Below are 15,257 nucleotides of genomic sequence, written 5' to 3'. Positions count from 1 at the left end.
AATATGTCCAGTACCACTGTCGCCGAGTTCGCGAACGAACTCAAGAAGACTCCCGAAACCTTGCTTGACCAGCTCAAGAGCGCCGGGGTGCCCAAGCAGGCGCCGACCGACGCCCTCACTGAGGCGGACAAGCAGCGATTGCTCGGCTTCCTGAAGGCCAGCCACGGCACGGTCGAGCCCGAACGCAAGAAGATCACGCTGACGAAGAAGTCGACCAGCGAGATCAAGCAGGCGGATGCGACCGGACGTGCCCGCACGATCCAGGTCGAAGTGCGAAAGAAGCGCACTTTCATCCAGCGCGATGAAGGCCATCCGGCGACTGCCGATGCTGCGCCGCAGGCCGAAGCGCCCGTCGCCGCACCTGCCGCTGCCCCTCAGATCGACGAAGCCGAACTCACCCGCCGTGAGGAGGAAGCCCGTCGCCAGGCCGAACTGATCCGGCGCCAGGAAGAAGAGCTGGTCGAAAAGCGTCGCTTGCGTGAAGAAGCCGAGGCGCGTGAGCGTGCGCAGGCCGAACAAGCCGAACGAGCCGAGCAGGAAGCCAAGGCAGCCGCCAAGAAGAAGGCGGCCGAAGCCGCTGCGGCGGCGACAGTGACTGAAGGCGCTCCGGAGGCTCCGGAAGAAACGCCTGCCGCCACTGACCGCAAGGCTGCTGCCGAGGCGGCAGCCGCGCAAGCCAAGGACGACGCCAAGGCAAAGGCCGCTGCCGAGTCGAAAGCGCGCGCGGACGAGGAAGCCGCTCGCGCCAGGGATCTGGACGAACGCCGTCGCAAGGCGCTCGCCGAGGCCGAAGCCATCCGCGCCATGATGAACGCGCCGGCTCGGGTGCTGGTGCCGCACAAGGCTCCTGAAAAGCCCGCCCCCGACGCCGCCAAGGGTGGCGTGAAGGGTACGTTGCATAAACCGACGGCGCCCGCAGCACGTGCCGGCGCGCCAGGAGCGCCCGGAGCTGCCGCGCCCGCAGCGGGTGCCGGTGCTGGTAAGGAAGTGAAATCCGCCAAGCTCTCGTCGAGCTGGGCCGGTGACACCGCCAAGAAGAAGGAAATCAAGACCCGCGGCGATGCGAGCGGCGGCGTCGGTCGCGGCAATTGGCGCGGAGGCCCTCGTGGTCGTCGGGGCAACGACCGCAACGGGCAAGAGGAGCGCGCACCCGCGGCACCGGTCGAGGCTCGCGTGATCGAAGTCCATGTTCCCGAAACCATCACGGTGTCGGAGCTCGCGCACAAGATGGCGGTCAAGGCCTCGGAAGTCATCAAGCAATTGATGAAGCTAGGCCAGATGGCGACCATCAACCAGTCGCTAGACCAGGACACCGCGATGATCATCGTGGAGGAAATGGGCCACAGCGCGGTCGTCGCCGCACTGGACGATCCCGAAGCCTTCACCGATGAGGACGTGTCGGCGCAGCAGGCCGAAGCCTTGCCTCGCGCACCGGTCGTGACCGTGATGGGTCACGTTGACCACGGCAAGACGTCGCTGCTGGACTACATCCGCCGCGCCAAGGTCGCCGCGGGCGAAGCCGGCGGCATCACCCAGCACATCGGCGCCTATCACGTGCAGACCGCTCGTGGCATGGTGTCCTTCCTCGATACCCCGGGCCACGAGGCGTTTACTGCCATGCGTGCCCGCGGCGCGCAAGCGACCGACATCGTGATCCTGGTGGTTGCCGCGGACGACGGCGTCATGCCGCAGACCAAGGAAGCCATCAAGCACGCCAAGGCTGCGAAGGTGCCGATCGTGGTGGCGATCAACAAGATCGACAAGCCCGATGCCAACCTCGACCGCGTCAAGCAAGAGCTGGTTGCGGAAGAAGTCGTGCCCGAAGAATACGGCGGCGATACGCCGTTCGTACCCGTGTCCGCGAAGACCGGGCAGGGCGTGGACGATCTCCTGGAGCAGGTTCTGTTGCAGGCCGAAGTGCTGGAACTCAAGGCGCCGGTGGATGCTGCTGCCAAGGGTCTCGTGATCGAGGCGCAACTCGACAAGGGCCGCGGACCGGTCGCTACGGTGCTGGTTCAGTCCGGCACCCTCAAGACCGGGGACGTGGTGCTGGCCGGTTCGACCTACGGCCGCGTGCGCGCCATGATCGATGAAGATGGCAAGACCATCAAGACGGCTGGCCCGTCCATCCCGGTCGAGATCCAGGGCCTGACCGAAGTCCCGCAAGCTGGCGACGAGTTCATGGTGATGGGCGACGAACGCCGTGCGCGCGAAATCGCGACATACCGTGCGGGCAAGTTCCGCAACACCAAGCTGGCAAAGATGCAGGCGGCCAAGATGGAGAACATGTTCTCCGACCTGACCGCGGGCGAAGTCAAGATGGTGCCGATCATCATCAAGGCCGACGTGCAGGGTTCGCAGGAAGCCCTGGCCCAATCGCTGCTCAAGCTCTCGAACGAAGAGGTCAAGGTGCAGGTGGTGTACGCGGCAGTCGGCGGCATCAGCGAGTCGGACATCAATCTTGCGATCGCTTCGAAGGCGATGGTCATCGGCTTCAACGTGCGTGCCGACGCAGGTGCGCGCAAGCTCGCCGAAGGCAACAACGTCGGCATTCACTACTACAGCATCATCTATGACGCTGTGGACGAGTTGAAGACGGCGATGGCCGGCATGTTGGCGCCCGAGCGCCGCGAAGAGATCATCGGCTCCGCCGAGATCCGTACCGTGTTCGTGGCATCCAAGATCGGCACGGTCGCGGGTTGTATGGTCACCTCCGGGTCGGTCAACCGCACGGCACATTTCCGCCTGCTGCGCGACAACGTGGTGATCTACACTGGCGAAGTCGACTCGATCAAGCGCCTGAAGGACGACGTCCGCGAAGTCCGCGAAGGCTTCGAGTGCGGTATCAAGCTCAAGAACTACAACGACATCAAGGAAGGTGATCAGCTGGAGTTCTTCGAGATCAAGGAAATCGCCCGGACGCTGTAAGCACCTGGATCGACCTCGGCCATGCCCAAAAGAAAGACCGCTACCCCCAACCGCGCCTTCAAGGTGGCCGATCAGATCCAGCGCGATCTGACCGAGCTGATCGCGCGCGAGTTGAAGGACCCGCGCGTCGGCATGGTGACGATCCAGGCCGTCGAGGTCACGCCGGACTACGCGCACGCGAAGGTTTTCTTCAGCCTTCTCGTGGGCGATCCGGTCGAGACGACCGAGGCCTTGAACCAGGCTGCGGGCTTCCTGCGCAATGGCTTGTTCAAGCGCCTGCACATCCACACGGTTCCGACCCTCCACTTCCAGTTCGATCGCACGACCGAACGCGCCGCGGACATGAATGCGCTGATCGCCCAGGCGGTCGCGTCGCGCTCGAAAGACGATTGACGATGAACGCGCCACGCACACGGGTGCAGCGGCGCCCTGTGCATGGGGTGTTGTTGCTCGACAAGCCGCTGGGTCTCTCCAGCAATCAGGCCTTGCAGAAGGCCAAATGGTTGCTGCGCGCTGAAAAAGCGGGACACACCGGCACGCTCGATCCGCTCGCGACGGGTGTGTTGCCGCTGTGCTTTGGCGCCGCCACGAAGTTCAGTCAACTTCATCTCGAAGCCGACAAGACCTATGAAGCTCGCGCCAGGCTCGGCATAAAGACCTCCACGGGAGATGCCGAGGGCGAAGTCGTGGCCGAACGGCCGGTGTCCGTCACGGCGGACGATCTTGCGCGGGCCGAAGCGAAGTTCACCGGGCCGATCGCCCAGGTGCCGCCGATGCACAGCGCCCTGAAGAAGGACGGCAAGGCGCTCTACGAATACGCGCGCGAGGGCATCGAGGTCGAACGCGCGGTTCGCAATGTCGTGGTTCATGAACTCACGCTGAAGGCCGACACGGCCGACACCATTCACATCCGCGCTGCGGTCAGCAAGGGCACCTACATTCGGGTGCTCGGCGAAGACATCGGCGAAGCGCTCGGCTGCGGCGCACATCTGACTTTCCTGCGCCGAATCGCGACAGGCGGCTTCGACATCTCGCAGTGCGTGACCCTCGAAGCGTTCGAAGCCATGGGCGAAGAAGAGCGTCTAGCGCAACTTCTGCCGGCTGAATCGCTGGTGACCGGCCATACGACGGTCACGCTCGGGCCGGAAGATGCGGCGCGGTTCCTGTCGGGCCTGCGCCGTCGCGGGATTTGGCCCGACGCATCGCAGGTGGCCGTATTTGGCCGCGAGCCGCACGCCTTCCTGGGCACTGCCCATGTCGCGGCCGGCGAACTGATCCCGGGGCGCTTGCTGAACCCCATCGAAATCCAGCAGACACTTTTGACCGAAGCGACACCATGAGCACCAACCAGATCCGCAACATCGCCATCATCGCCCACGTGGACCATGGCAAGACCACCATGGTCGACCAATTGCTGCGCCAGTCCGGCACCTTTGCCGAGCACGAGAAAGTGGTCGACACAGTGATGGACAACAACGCCATCGAAAAAGAGCGGGGTATCACGATCCTCGCCAAGAACTGTGCCGTGACGTGGAAGGGTATGCACATCAACATCGTCGACACCCCAGGCCACGCCGACTTCGGCGGTGAAGTCGAACGTGCGCTGAGCATGGTGGACGGCGTCGTGCTGTTGATCGACGCTCAAGAAGGCCCGATGCCACAGACGCGCTTCGTGACCAAAAAGGCTTTGGCTCTCGGCCTGAAGCCCATTCTGGTGGTGAACAAGGTCGACAAGCCCGGCGCACGCCCCGACCACGTGGTCAACGCCGCCTTCGACCTGTTCGACAAGCTCGGCGCCACCGACGAACAACTCGACTTCCCTGTCGTCTATGCGTCCGGCATCAACGGCTGGTCGTCGCTGGAAGAGGGCGAGCACGGTGAACAGTGGGGCCCCGACATGTCGGCGTTGTTCGACACCATCCTCAAGCACGTACCTGCGCACGATGGCGACCCCGAAGCGCCACTGCAGCTCCAGATTTCGGCCATCGACTTCTCGACTTTTGTGGGCCGGATCGGCGTTGGCCGCATCAACGCCGGCACCATCAAACCGATGATGGATGTCGTCGTGATGGAAGGACCGGACGGCAAGGCCGTCAAGGGCCGCGTCAATCAGGTGCTGACCTTCCAGGGTCTGGAGCGCGTCCAGGCCGCAGAGGCAGGTCCAGGTGAAATCGTTCTGATCAACGGCATTGCCGATATCGGAATCGGCGTGACGGTGACCGATCCCGTCAATCCGATGCCACTCCCGATGCTCAAGGTCGATGAGCCGACCCTGACGATGAACTTCTGCGTCAACACGAGCCCGCTCGCCGGCCGCGAAGGCAAGTTCGTCACCAGTCGCCAGATCTGGGACCGCCTGCAGAAAGAGTTGCAACACAACGTGGCCCTGCGCGTCAAGGAAACGGACGAAGAAGGTGTCTTCGAAGTCATGGGCCGCGGCGAACTGCACCTGACGATCCTGCTGGAAAACATGCGTCGCGAAGGCTACGAAATGGCAGTGTCGAAGCCGCGCGTGGTGTTCCGGGACATCGATGGCGAGCGGCACGAGCCGATCGAACTGGTGACCGCCGACATCGAAGAGCAGCACCAGGGCGGCGTGATGCAAGCGCTGGGCGAGCGCAAAGGCGAACTCGTCAACATGGAGCCGGACGGTCGCGGCCGCGTGCGCCTCGAATACCGCATTCCGGCGCGAGGCTTGATCGGTTTCACCAACGAGTTCCTGAATCTGACGCGTGGATCGGGCCTGATCTCGAACATCTTCGACAGCTATGAGCCACACAAGGGCGAGATCGGCAGCCGCAAGAACGGCGTATTGATTTCGATGGATGACGGCGAGATCTTCACCTACGCCTTGGGCAAGCTGGACGACCGCGGCCGCATGTTCGTGCGTGCGAACGACCCCGTCTACGAAGGCATGATCGTCGGCATCCACAGCCGAGACAACGATCTGGTGGTCAATGCCACGCGCACCAAGCAGCTGACGAACTTCCGCGTGTCCGGCAAGGAAGATGCGATCAAGATCACGCCGCCGATCGAACTCACGCTCGAATACGGCGTGGAATTCATCGAGGACGACGAGCTCGTCGAAATCACGCCCAAGAGCGTGCGGCTGCGCAAGCGCTACCTCAAGGAACACGAGCGCAAGCGCGCTTCCCGCGAGAGCGCCTGATGCATTCCGCCGGCGGACGTCGTGGACTGACGCACGGCCGCGCAGCCTGTCTGATGGTCGTGGTGACCCTCATGTGGGCCACGGCGGGAGTCGTCACCCGCCACCTCGAGCACGCGCGCAGCTTCGAGGTGACGTTCTGGAGAAGCTTCTTCACGGTGGTTTCTCTGCTCGTGATCCTTCCGCTTTGGAGGGGCAGGGCGGTTTTCACGCGGATTCGGCACGCGGGGCATGAACTGTGGATCTCCGGCGTCTGCTGGAGCGTGATGTTCACGGCCTTCATGGTCGCGCTCACCTTGACGAGTGTTGCCAACGTTCTGGTCACCATGGCGCTTGGGCCCCTGCTGACGGCGCTGGGCGCGCGGATTTTCATCGGCCACAAACTCGCAGCGCGCACCTGGGGCGCCATCGTCCTGGGCGGCATCGGCATCGGATGGATGTACGGAGCGCAGGTCGGAGAGGGTTCGCTGCTCGGCACACTGGTGGCGCTAGGCGTTCCGCTTGCCGCAGCGTGCAACTGGACGGTGGTTCAGCATGCTCACGCGAAGGGCCACGATGTCGATCTCGTTCCGGCCGTGCTGATCGGAGCCATGATTTCCGTCCTCGTCACGTTACCGCTGGCGTGGCCATTGAAGGCCAACGCGCACGACCTCGGGCTTCTGGCCTTCCTTGGGCTCTTTCAGCTTGCGATTCCGTGCGTCCTTTCCGTGCTTTGCGCGCGTGTCCTGAAGGCACCGGAGGTCTCGCTTCTGGGCCTCCTGGAGGTGATCTTCGGTATCGCGCTTGCATGGGTCGGCGCCGGAGAAGAGCCAGAGTCGAGCGTGCTTGCAGGCGGTGTCCTGGTCATTGGCGCGCTCGTGTTCAATGAACTTCTTGGCATGCGCGAGCGTCGCGTGCCCGCGGCCACGCTGCCCGGGACTTCCTGAAACTTTCAAAGGACCTCACTACAGATGCGCTTTTCAGCAACTCTTCTTTCTTGCGCCCTCGTCGCCGTGCCGTTCTGCGCGTCGGCGCAGGTTTCCATCAACATCAACATTCCGGGACTCGTGGCAGTCGCGCCGCCGCCGCCCCGCATGGAGCCCCTGCCGCCGCCACGTGCGGGGTATATCTGGGTGCCTGGCAATTGGCAGTATCGCGAGAATGCCTACGCGTGGCACCAGGGGTATTGGCAACCGGCACGCGCCGACTACGACTATGCGCCGGGCCGCTGGGTGCGTGCGGATGGTGGATGGCGCTGGGTCGAGCCGAACTGGAAACCCGTCAAGTACAAGAAGGACCGTGACCACGGGCACCATGATCACGAACACGATCGTGGTCATGATCACGACCGCTACGATGACGCGTATCACTGCCCACCGGGTCAAGCAAAGAAGGGCCGCTGCTGATCGCGCTGCGGCCTGAATCGAAAAGCAAAAAAGCCGGCGCTTCAGGCCGGCTTTTTCTATTGGGTCGCTCGGATTACGGGCGAGCCACTTTCCAGACTTTGTTGAAACCGTCGCCCGTCTTGTCTCCAGCCTTCGTGTCCTTGGACCAGTAGTACAGCGGCGCGCCCTTGTAGGCCCACTGCTTCTTGCCGTCATCGCGCACGATGATCGTGTAGGGGCCGATCGGCTTGGCATTTTCTGCGACGGGGAGCGGCGGCCAGGCTGTGGCGCATGGGCCGTTGCAGGCGGATTTGCCGCTCCCGACGGCATCTCGGTCGAAGGTGTACAGCGTCATGCCGGTCGGGCCGATCAGCACTCCGTCGGCAGTGCGTGTCGGCGTGTCCGGTGCCGGCGACATGCTCCCGCATCCGGCGAGCAGGGCAACGGCGAGGATCGAGGCGCTGAGCAGTTTCATAGAGTTTTCTCCTTCGGTTAAAAAAAACGAGTTCGAGTGGACAGTCTATCCGCCGGCCTTTTCCAATTGCTGGTAGACCACCGTGGCGATACCGAGCAATGCATCGTGAGACAGCGGTCCGGTCAGCGCGTAGCCAAACCCATGGTCGATCCAGTAGAAGCTGGGCACCGGACCATCCGCCGAATATCGGAATGCAGTCTCGTCCGAGCGCGCGGCCTTGGATGAGGTGGCGAGACTGCCGATGTAGAGCGTGATTCGCTCCCCCGTGGCTCGTTCGAACATGAACTGCGCTCGCGCGCCTTCGTTGCCCGGCAACAGGCGTCCACCCACGAGCGTATAGCCCTCTGCCGACAGATCCGGTACCTTGATGGGCCGATCCAGGCGCTTCGAAAGCCATTGCGCGAGGTGCTGCTGGTCCGCAGCGGCCACTTCGACTGGGTGACGTTTTTCGGGCGTGTAGACAGCATGAGCCACAGCGGCCGCGTGGACGAATTCCCGCGTCGCCGGCCCCCGAGCCAACGGCGCGCCGGTCGGCGATGTCCATTGATTGTTGGCCAGCCAACCCGCGGCAAAGGCGAGGGCGATCCCGGCGGCCATCCCGCCCCATTGCATCCAGCGGTTCTGACGGGCGTGATGCCGGGCAGCAAGGCCGGCCGCTGCCAGCAAGGCCGGCGGCACCGGTTCGTCGAGAACCTCGCGATGCAACTGGCGCAACGCTTCGCGCTGAGCTTCCCAGGCGTGCAGATCATCGTCGACGGGCGGAGTAGGCGTTTTCATGGCAATGGCCGGTTACTTGAGGCGGCGCAGGCCCGGGCGATTGGCTGGTGTCGACGTCCCATCCATCAGATCCTGCAGGCGACTGCGTGCGCGTGAAAGGCGCGACATGACGGTGCCGACCGGAACGCCAAGCACTTTGGCCACCTGCGCATAGGAAAGATCTTCGAGCGCCACGAGCAGAAGCACAGCGCGCTGGTCCTCCGGAAGCAACAGCAGACAACGCTGGAGATCGAGGGCCTGGTCGCGGTGCGACTCAGCGCCGCGCAATTCGTGAACAAGCTCGTCGACATCGACCGAAGCGCGAGGCGGTGCGCGTCGGATCTGGCTCGCGAATACGTTATGCATGATCGTGAAGAGCCAGGCGCGCAAGTCGGTTCCGACAATCCACAAGCGCCACTTGCTGCAAGCGCGCTCGAGCGTGTCCTGCACCAGGTCGTCGGCCGCCCAGCCGTCGCCGGTTAGCGCACGCGCATATCGACGCAGGCTCGGGATCTGTTCGACGATGGCGCTGGAATCCATGACGACAGGCGTTCAGTGCTGAATCGCGCGGCAGATCGGAGCCACACGGTCCGGACTCTGGACAGCCAGGTAGCCGCTCATCAGCGTGACGTAGGCAACCAGCACAGCAAGCGGCAAATTGATTGGCGGCATGGAATGTTTCCTGGAGGCGACTCAACCGATCGTGGTCGATTGCCTCATGAACGCCGCCGCGGTCGTGTTTATTCCAACCGCCTCAAAATAAATGAACGAGATCAGGGGGTGCCGCCAGGATCGCCGCCAGTGCCGTCGCGCATGACGCGCCGTTTGATCGCCTTGGCCGGATTTCCGCCATAGACGGTCCATGGATCCAACGACCGGAATGCAACGCTGCGAGCCCCCAGGACCGCGCCTTCACCCACCTCCACACCGGGTCCGACGAAGGCTTCGGCTGCAATCCAAGCCCGCGCGCCGATGGTGATCGGCTGGGCCGTCAGCTGAAAATTTTCCGAAGTGATGTCATGGCTGCCGGCGCAAAGATGTGCGCCTTGCGAGACCAGCGCTCCAACGCCGAGCGAAATGGGAGCCATGTTGTAGCAAGTCACCCGTTCAGCCAGGAGCGCGCGGTCCGCAAGATGCAGGTGAGGGGGGTACCAGACCCGCGCGCTGCCCCGCACGTCGGAGAGTTCGCCCAACCGGGCGCCAAAGAGCTTCAGCAAAAAGCGCCGCCAGAAGCGCATCTGCGGCGGCGTCCACGATGCAAGCACTGCCCAAGTCAGATTCCAGATGGCGCGCGATATCCGGTTGCCCAGTGAAAAGCTCGGGCCGCCTTCAAGCGGATTGACACGCGAAGCATCGAGGGGTTGGATCGCCATGCGGGTTCCTTCAGCGGCTTCGGCTCTTCATGGCGCGTTCGACCTCGCGTTTGCCTTCGCGGTCCTTGATGGTGTCGCGCTTGTCATGTTCGGCCTTGCCTTTGGCCAGTGCGATTTCACATTTCACCTTGCCGGCTTTCCAGTGGAGGTTGAGCGGCACAAGCGTATAGCCCTTTTGCTCGACTTTGCCAATCAGGCGGCGGATCTGTTCCTTGTGCAACAGGAGCTTCTTGGTACGGACCGAGTCGGGCGTGACGTGCGTCGAAGCCGAGCGCAGGGGATTGATCTGGCAGCCGATCACGAAGAGTTCGCCATCGCGAATCACGACATAGCCGTCGGTCAATTGCACCTTGCCTTCGCGCAGCGACTTGACTTCCCATCCTTCGAGCACCATTCCTGCTTCGAAGCGCTCCTCGAAGAAGTAGTTGTAGGCAGCTTTCTTGTTGTCCGCGATGCGGGAAGATGTGTCTTGCTTTTTCTTGGTGGCCATGGTGAATCAAGTGAGGTCTGCATGGCTTCAATACAATCCGTCGCGCACGCTGTGCCGATTCTATGAAAACAGTCCACAAGTCCGTTCTGATCTGGTACAGCGCCGACGAGATGTACGCCCTGGTCACCGACGTCGCGAAGTATCCGGAGTTTCTACCGTGGTGCGATCGCTCGAAAGTCATGGAGCAGGACGAGTTCGGCATGACTGCCCAGGTTGGCCTCGCGTTCAGTGGATTTCACCAAAACTTCACGACCCGCAACACTCACGTGCCGGGCCGGGAAGTGCATCTGAAACTCGTGGACGGGCCATTCTCCAATCTCGACGGCGTCTGGAAATTCACACCTGTCGGCGAAGAGGGCGAGCGCGCATGCCGCGTCGAACTCAACCTCAGCTATGGCTTCAACAACTTTGCGCTGCAGGCTTTGGTGGGACCCGTGTTCGACAAGATTGCCTCCAACCTCGTGGAAGCCTTTGTGAAGCGCGCCGAACACATCTACGGCACCGCCTGATGCCGCTGCAAGTCACGGTAGTTTGTTCGCCCGCTCCGCGCGAGGTGTTCGAAGAGGTTGTGAGCGTTCCTGAAGGGTCCTCGATCGAAGATGCGGTGCTTGCAACCGGCCTTTCCGCCGCGTTTCCGCAATTCGACTGGAAGGCGGCCACTCCGGGGATCTGGGGCCGGCAAGCGGAATGGACCCAAGTCCTGGCAAACCTCGATCGCGTCGAGCTGTGCCGTCCGCTGACCGTCGATCCCAAGATCGCGCGGCGCGAGCGCTTCAAGCAGCAGGGCGCACGCGGAACAGGCCTCTTTGCTCGCCGTCGCAAGGGTGGCAAAGCGGGCTACTAGAAACGTAGAAGCGTAGAAACGAGAAACAGAAACCGCTACTTGCAGTCCGATTCAATGACGGATTGCAGGCGCTGTTGTTCGGCCGCGCGCGCTCTGTCGTCCATGATTTCGCGCTCGCCCTGAGCATTGACCCGCGCCACGCGGATACCGCTGTCCATCGTTGCCTTGCCCTGCCGCGCCCGATTGCAGTTTTCAGCCTTGGCCTGCGCAATCCTCTGCATCTCCGCCGCTTGCTTGGCCTTTTCGGCCTCTTCGGCCTTGCGCGTTTTTTCTTCAAGATCCTTGTCGATGCCCGATGGCTTCGCGCTGGCGGCCGGCACGGATGCGCTTGCAGCGGGGGCTTCGACTGGCGTTGCCGGCGCAGCCGCATTTGCGCGCTTCGACGGCACGTTCGGCTTGTGAAGGATGTTCTTTTCGGGGATGTCGATCGGGGGCGGCTGGTCGCTGAAGACCTTCTTGTTGTCCTTGTCGATCCATTGCCATTGGGCCTGGGCACCCACTGGCAGAAGGAAGATCGAGCCTAGGACGACGAGGTGCGCGAATTTCATGGCGGGCAGTTTAGCGCTGCCTTACGTTTTGCAACCTTGAAGCTGGCGTTTTAGCAACATAGATGGCGCTTGCGACTTCTTTTCTGCCCTCAATGCGTGCGGGAAAGCGCATTTCCCCACGTCATCGGGGTCGCCGAGCCATCGTTACAATCCGTCTTTTGGAGCTTCACCCATGCGCCTTCTCGGCAAAGCGCTCACCTTCGACGACGTGTTGCTGGTGCCAGCGTTCTCCCAGGTCCTGCCCAAGGACACTTCCCTCGCCACCCGGCTCTCCCGAAACATCACCCTCAATCTCCCCCTGGTTTCCGCTGCAATGGACACCGTGACGGAGGCTCGCCTCGCGATCGCCATGGCGCAAGAAGGGGGCATCGGCATCGTCCACAAGAACTTCACCGCTGCGGAACAGGCCGCGCAGGTCGCGAAGGTGAAGCGCTATGAATCGGGCGTGCTGCGCGACCCGGTGGTGATCACGCCGAGCCACACCGTGCGCCAGGTTATGGCGCTGTCGGAACAACTCGGAATTTCCGGATTCCCGGTGTGCGATGCAGGCAAGGTGGTCGGCATCGTGACCGGACGCGATCTGCGCTTCGAGAACCGGTACGACGCTCCCGTCAGCGAAATCATGACGCGGCGCGACAAGCTCATCACGGTGCCCGACGGCACCACGCTTGCCGACGCCAAGGCGCTGCTCAACAAGTACAAGCTTGAACGCCTGCTCGTGATCAATGACTCCTGGGAGCTTAAGGGCCTGATCACCGTCAAGGACATCACCAAGCAAACCAGCTTCCCGAACGCGGCGCGCGACGCCAGCGGCCGCTTGCGGGTTGGCGCGGCCGTCGGCGTGGGGGCAGGGACCGAGGAGCGTGTCGAAGCGCTCGTCAAGGCCGGTGTCGATGCGATCGTCGTCGACACGGCCCACGGCCACAGCGCGGGGGTGATCGAGCGCGTGCGCTGGGTCAAGAAGAACTATCCGCAGGTCGACGTGATCGGCGGCAATATCGCGACGGGCGACGCAGCTCGCGCGCTGGCTGACGCCGGCGCCGATGCGGTCAAGGTCGGGATCGGCCCAGGGTCCATCTGCACCACGCGGATCGTGGCCGGGGTGGGCGTGCCGCAGATCATGGCCGTGGACAGCGTCGCGACGGCACTGCAAGGAACCGGCATTCCGCTGATCGCCGATGGCGGCATCCGCTATTCGGGCGACATCGCAAAGGCCATCGCTGCCGGCGCGAGCACGGTCATGATGGGCGGCGTGTTCGCCGGCACCGAGGAAGCTCCTGGCGAGATCGTGTTGTTCCAGGGCCGCAGCTACAAGAGCTACCGGGGAATGGGCTCGATCGGCGCAATGCAGCAGGGCAGCGCCGACCGGTACTTCCAGGAGTCGAGCACCGGCAACCCCAACGCGGACAAGCTCGTGCCCGAAGGCATCGAGGGACGCGTTCCTTACAAGGGCTCGATGGTCTCCATCGTTTATCAGATGTCCGGCGGATTGCGCGCGAGCATGGGCTATTGCGGCTGCGCCACCATCGAGGAAATGAAGAGCAAGGCCGAGTTCGTCGAAATCACCACCGCAGGCATTCGCGAGAGCCACGTACACGACGTGCAGATCACGAAGGAAGCGCCCAACTACCGCGCCGAGTGATCGGTCAGCCATGCAACACCAGAAGATCCTGATCCTCGATTTCGGCTCGCAAGTCACTCAGCTGATTGCCCGTCGCGTGCGCGAGGCCCACGTGCTGAGCGAAGTTCATCCATGCGACGTCTCCGACGAATGGATTCGCGACTACGCCAAGGACGGCAGCCTGAAGGGCATCATTCTTTCGGGCAGCCACGCCAGCGTCTACGAAGAGACGACCGACAAGGCCCCGCAGGCAGTGTTTGAGCTCGGCGTGCCGGTGCTGGGCATCTGCTACGGCATGCAAACCATGGCGCACCAGCTGGGTGGCAAGGTCGAGGGCGGCCACAAACGCGAATTCGGCTTTGCGGCCGTTCGTGCGCGCGGCCATACCGAGCTGCTCGAGAACATCGCTGACTTCACGACCGACGAGGGTCACGGCATGCTCAACGTCTGGATGAGCCACGGCGACAAGGTCACCGAGCTGCCACCCGGCTTCAGGCTGATGGCTTCGACTGAAAGCTGCCCGATCGCCGGCATGGCCGACGAAGATCGGCATTTCTATGCCTTGCAGTTCCATCCCGAAGTCACGCACACGCAGCAGGGAAAGGCGATCCTCGATCGCTTCGTGCTCGGCATCTGCGGCGCCAAGCCCGACTGGGTCATGCGCGATCACATCGCCGAAGCTGTCGAAGCCATCCGCAAGCAGGTGGGCGACGAGGAGGTCATCCTCGGGCTTTCAGGCGGCGTCGATTCGTCAGTGGCGGCTGCGCTGATTCACCGCGCGATCGGCGACCAGCTCACCTGCGTCTTCGTCGACCATGGCCTCTTGCGGCTGAACGAAGGCGACATGGTGATGGACATGTTCGTCGGCAAACTGCACGCCAAGGTGCTTCGCGTGGACGCGAGTGAGCTCTTCCTGGGCAAGCTGAAGGGCGTCAGCGATCCCGAAGCCAAGCGCAAGATCATCGGGGGCGAGTTCGTCACCGTCTTCAAGCAGGAAGCCGCCAGGCTCACCAGCGCCGGCGCGAAAGGCGCCAAGTGGCTGGCACAGGGCACCATCTATCCGGATGTGATCGAGTCCGGCGACGCCAAGAGCAAGAAGGCCGTGACGATCAAGAGCCACCACAACGTGGGCGGCCTGCCGGAGCAATTGGGACTGAAGCTGCTGGAACCTTTGCGCGATCTGTTCAAGGACGAAGTGCGCGAGCTTGGGGTGGCGCTCGGGCTGCCGCCTGAGATGGTCTATCGCCATCCCTTCCCCGGGCCGGGCTTGGGCGTGCGGATTCTGGGCGAGGTGAAGAAGGAATACGCAGACCTGCTGCGCCGCGCCGACGCGATCTTCATCGAAGAACTGCGCAATTTCACGGACCCGAGCAGCGGCAAGAGCTGGTATGACCTCACGAGCCAGGCTTTCACTGTCTTCCTGCCGGTGAAGAGTGTGGGTGTGATGGGCGACGGCCGCACCTACGACTACGTCGTGGCGCTGCGCGCTGTGCAAACCAGCGACTTCATGACGGCGGACTGGGCGGAGCTGCCCTATGCGTTGTTGAAGAAGGTGTCGGGGCGGATCATCAATGAGGTGCGCGGGATTAATCGCGTGACCTATGACGTGAGCAGCAAGCCGCCCGCGACGATTGAGTGGGAGTGAGCCGAAGCCGAGACACAGTTGATACCCAGCTTGACCACGGTCGCAGC

The 15,257-nt window shown here is 63.0% G+C and carries 16 protein-coding genes; 10 read left to right on the top strand and 6 right to left on the bottom strand.

Annotation, left to right across the window (positions count from 1 at the left end; genetic code table 11):
* Positions 1–3 precede the first annotated feature (3 nt).
* Genes infB through AC1DSF_RS13005 form a run of 6 tightly spaced genes read left to right on the top strand, consistent with a single transcriptional unit; the run spans position 4 to position 7,479 of the window.
* Positions 4–2,928, top strand: coding sequence for a translation initiation factor IF-2 (gene infB / locus AC1DSF_RS13030; RefSeq protein WP_478123290.1), 2,925 nt, complete (start codon positions 4–6; stop codon positions 2,926–2,928).
* A gap of 21 nt (positions 2,929–2,949) precedes the next feature.
* Positions 2,950–3,321 (top strand): 30S ribosome-binding factor RbfA, encoded by a 372-nt coding sequence (gene rbfA / locus AC1DSF_RS13025; RefSeq protein WP_478102915.1) that lies wholly within the window; start codon positions 2,950–2,952, stop codon positions 3,319–3,321.
* Between the two features lie 2 nt (positions 3,322–3,323).
* A complete protein-coding gene (truB, locus tag AC1DSF_RS13020; RefSeq protein ID WP_478182942.1) occupies positions 3,324–4,268 on the top strand; it encodes a tRNA pseudouridine(55) synthase TruB in 945 nt (314 codons plus the stop codon).
* Positions 4,265–6,097 carry a translational GTPase TypA gene (gene typA, locus AC1DSF_RS13015; RefSeq protein WP_478182941.1) on the top strand — a complete coding sequence of 611 codons (1,833 nt, stop codon included), beginning with the start codon at positions 4,265–4,267 and terminating at the stop codon, positions 6,095–6,097. Before truB ends, typA begins: the two co-directional genes overlap by 4 nt.
* Positions 6,097–7,020 (top strand): DMT family transporter, encoded by a 924-nt coding sequence (locus tag AC1DSF_RS13010; protein ID WP_478123287.1) that lies wholly within the window; start codon positions 6,097–6,099, stop codon positions 7,018–7,020. The genes typA and AC1DSF_RS13010 overlap by 1 nt, the downstream gene beginning before the upstream one ends.
* A gap of 24 nt (positions 7,021–7,044) precedes the next feature.
* Positions 7,045–7,479 carry a hypothetical protein gene (locus AC1DSF_RS13005; RefSeq protein WP_478123286.1) on the top strand — a complete coding sequence of 145 codons (435 nt, stop codon included), beginning with the start codon at positions 7,045–7,047 and terminating at the stop codon, positions 7,477–7,479.
* Positions 7,480–7,552: 73 nt separating this feature from the next.
* On the opposite strand, the gene AC1DSF_RS13000 is transcribed toward AC1DSF_RS13005, so the two are convergent.
* The 5 genes from AC1DSF_RS13000 to smpB form a co-directional block, all read right to left on the bottom strand.
* The gene (locus AC1DSF_RS13000) at positions 7,553–7,933 is read right to left on the bottom strand and encodes a COG4315 family predicted lipoprotein (RefSeq protein WP_478123285.1); all 381 of its coding nucleotides are present in this window, start codon (positions 7,931–7,933) and stop codon (positions 7,553–7,555) included.
* Between the two features lie 45 nt (positions 7,934–7,978).
* The gene (locus AC1DSF_RS12995; protein WP_478123284.1) at positions 7,979–8,710 is read right to left on the bottom strand and encodes an anti-sigma factor family protein; all 732 of its coding nucleotides are present in this window, start codon (positions 8,708–8,710) and stop codon (positions 7,979–7,981) included.
* A gap of 12 nt (positions 8,711–8,722) precedes the next feature.
* Complete coding sequence (locus AC1DSF_RS12990; protein WP_478123283.1) at positions 8,723–9,229, bottom strand: sigma-70 family RNA polymerase sigma factor; 507 nt, start codon at positions 9,227–9,229, stop codon at positions 8,723–8,725.
* Between the two features lie 233 nt (positions 9,230–9,462).
* Positions 9,463–10,062, bottom strand: coding sequence for an LbetaH domain-containing protein (locus AC1DSF_RS12985; protein ID WP_478123282.1), 600 nt, complete (start codon positions 10,060–10,062; stop codon positions 9,463–9,465).
* A gap of 10 nt (positions 10,063–10,072) precedes the next feature.
* Positions 10,073–10,552 carry an SsrA-binding protein SmpB gene (gene smpB, locus AC1DSF_RS12980; RefSeq protein WP_478102927.1) on the bottom strand — a complete coding sequence of 160 codons (480 nt, stop codon included), beginning with the start codon at positions 10,550–10,552 and terminating at the stop codon, positions 10,073–10,075.
* Between the two features lie 62 nt (positions 10,553–10,614).
* On the opposite strand from smpB, the gene AC1DSF_RS12975 reads away from it, so the two are divergent.
* Both AC1DSF_RS12975 and AC1DSF_RS12970 read left to right on the top strand, forming a co-directional pair.
* Positions 10,615–11,061, top strand: coding sequence for a type II toxin-antitoxin system RatA family toxin (locus AC1DSF_RS12975; RefSeq protein ID WP_478123281.1), 447 nt, complete (start codon positions 10,615–10,617; stop codon positions 11,059–11,061).
* Positions 11,061–11,396, top strand: coding sequence for an RnfH family protein (locus AC1DSF_RS12970; RefSeq protein WP_478123280.1), 336 nt, complete (start codon positions 11,061–11,063; stop codon positions 11,394–11,396). The genes AC1DSF_RS12975 and AC1DSF_RS12970 overlap by 1 nt, the downstream gene beginning before the upstream one ends.
* 35 nt (positions 11,397–11,431) lie before the next feature.
* On the opposite strand, the gene AC1DSF_RS12965 is transcribed toward AC1DSF_RS12970, so the two are convergent.
* Positions 11,432–11,944, bottom strand: coding sequence for a DUF4124 domain-containing protein (locus tag AC1DSF_RS12965; protein ID WP_478142996.1), 513 nt, complete (start codon positions 11,942–11,944; stop codon positions 11,432–11,434).
* A 172-nt stretch (positions 11,945–12,116) separates the two neighbouring features.
* On the opposite strand from AC1DSF_RS12965, the gene guaB reads away from it, so the two are divergent.
* Together guaB and guaA are read left to right on the top strand one after the other, a co-directional pair.
* Positions 12,117–13,586: an IMP dehydrogenase gene (gene guaB, locus AC1DSF_RS12960; protein ID WP_478142997.1), complete on the top strand. Its 1,470-nt coding sequence runs from the start codon at positions 12,117–12,119 to the stop codon at positions 13,584–13,586.
* Between the two features lie 10 nt (positions 13,587–13,596).
* Complete coding sequence (gene guaA, locus AC1DSF_RS12955; protein ID WP_478182940.1) at positions 13,597–15,210, top strand: glutamine-hydrolyzing GMP synthase; 1,614 nt, start codon at positions 13,597–13,599, stop codon at positions 15,208–15,210.
* Positions 15,211–15,257 lie beyond the last annotated feature (47 nt).

The organism is Variovorax sp. 01N429 (genome assembly GCF_056399425.1).
This window is presented reverse-complemented; position numbering and strand designations above follow the sequence as displayed.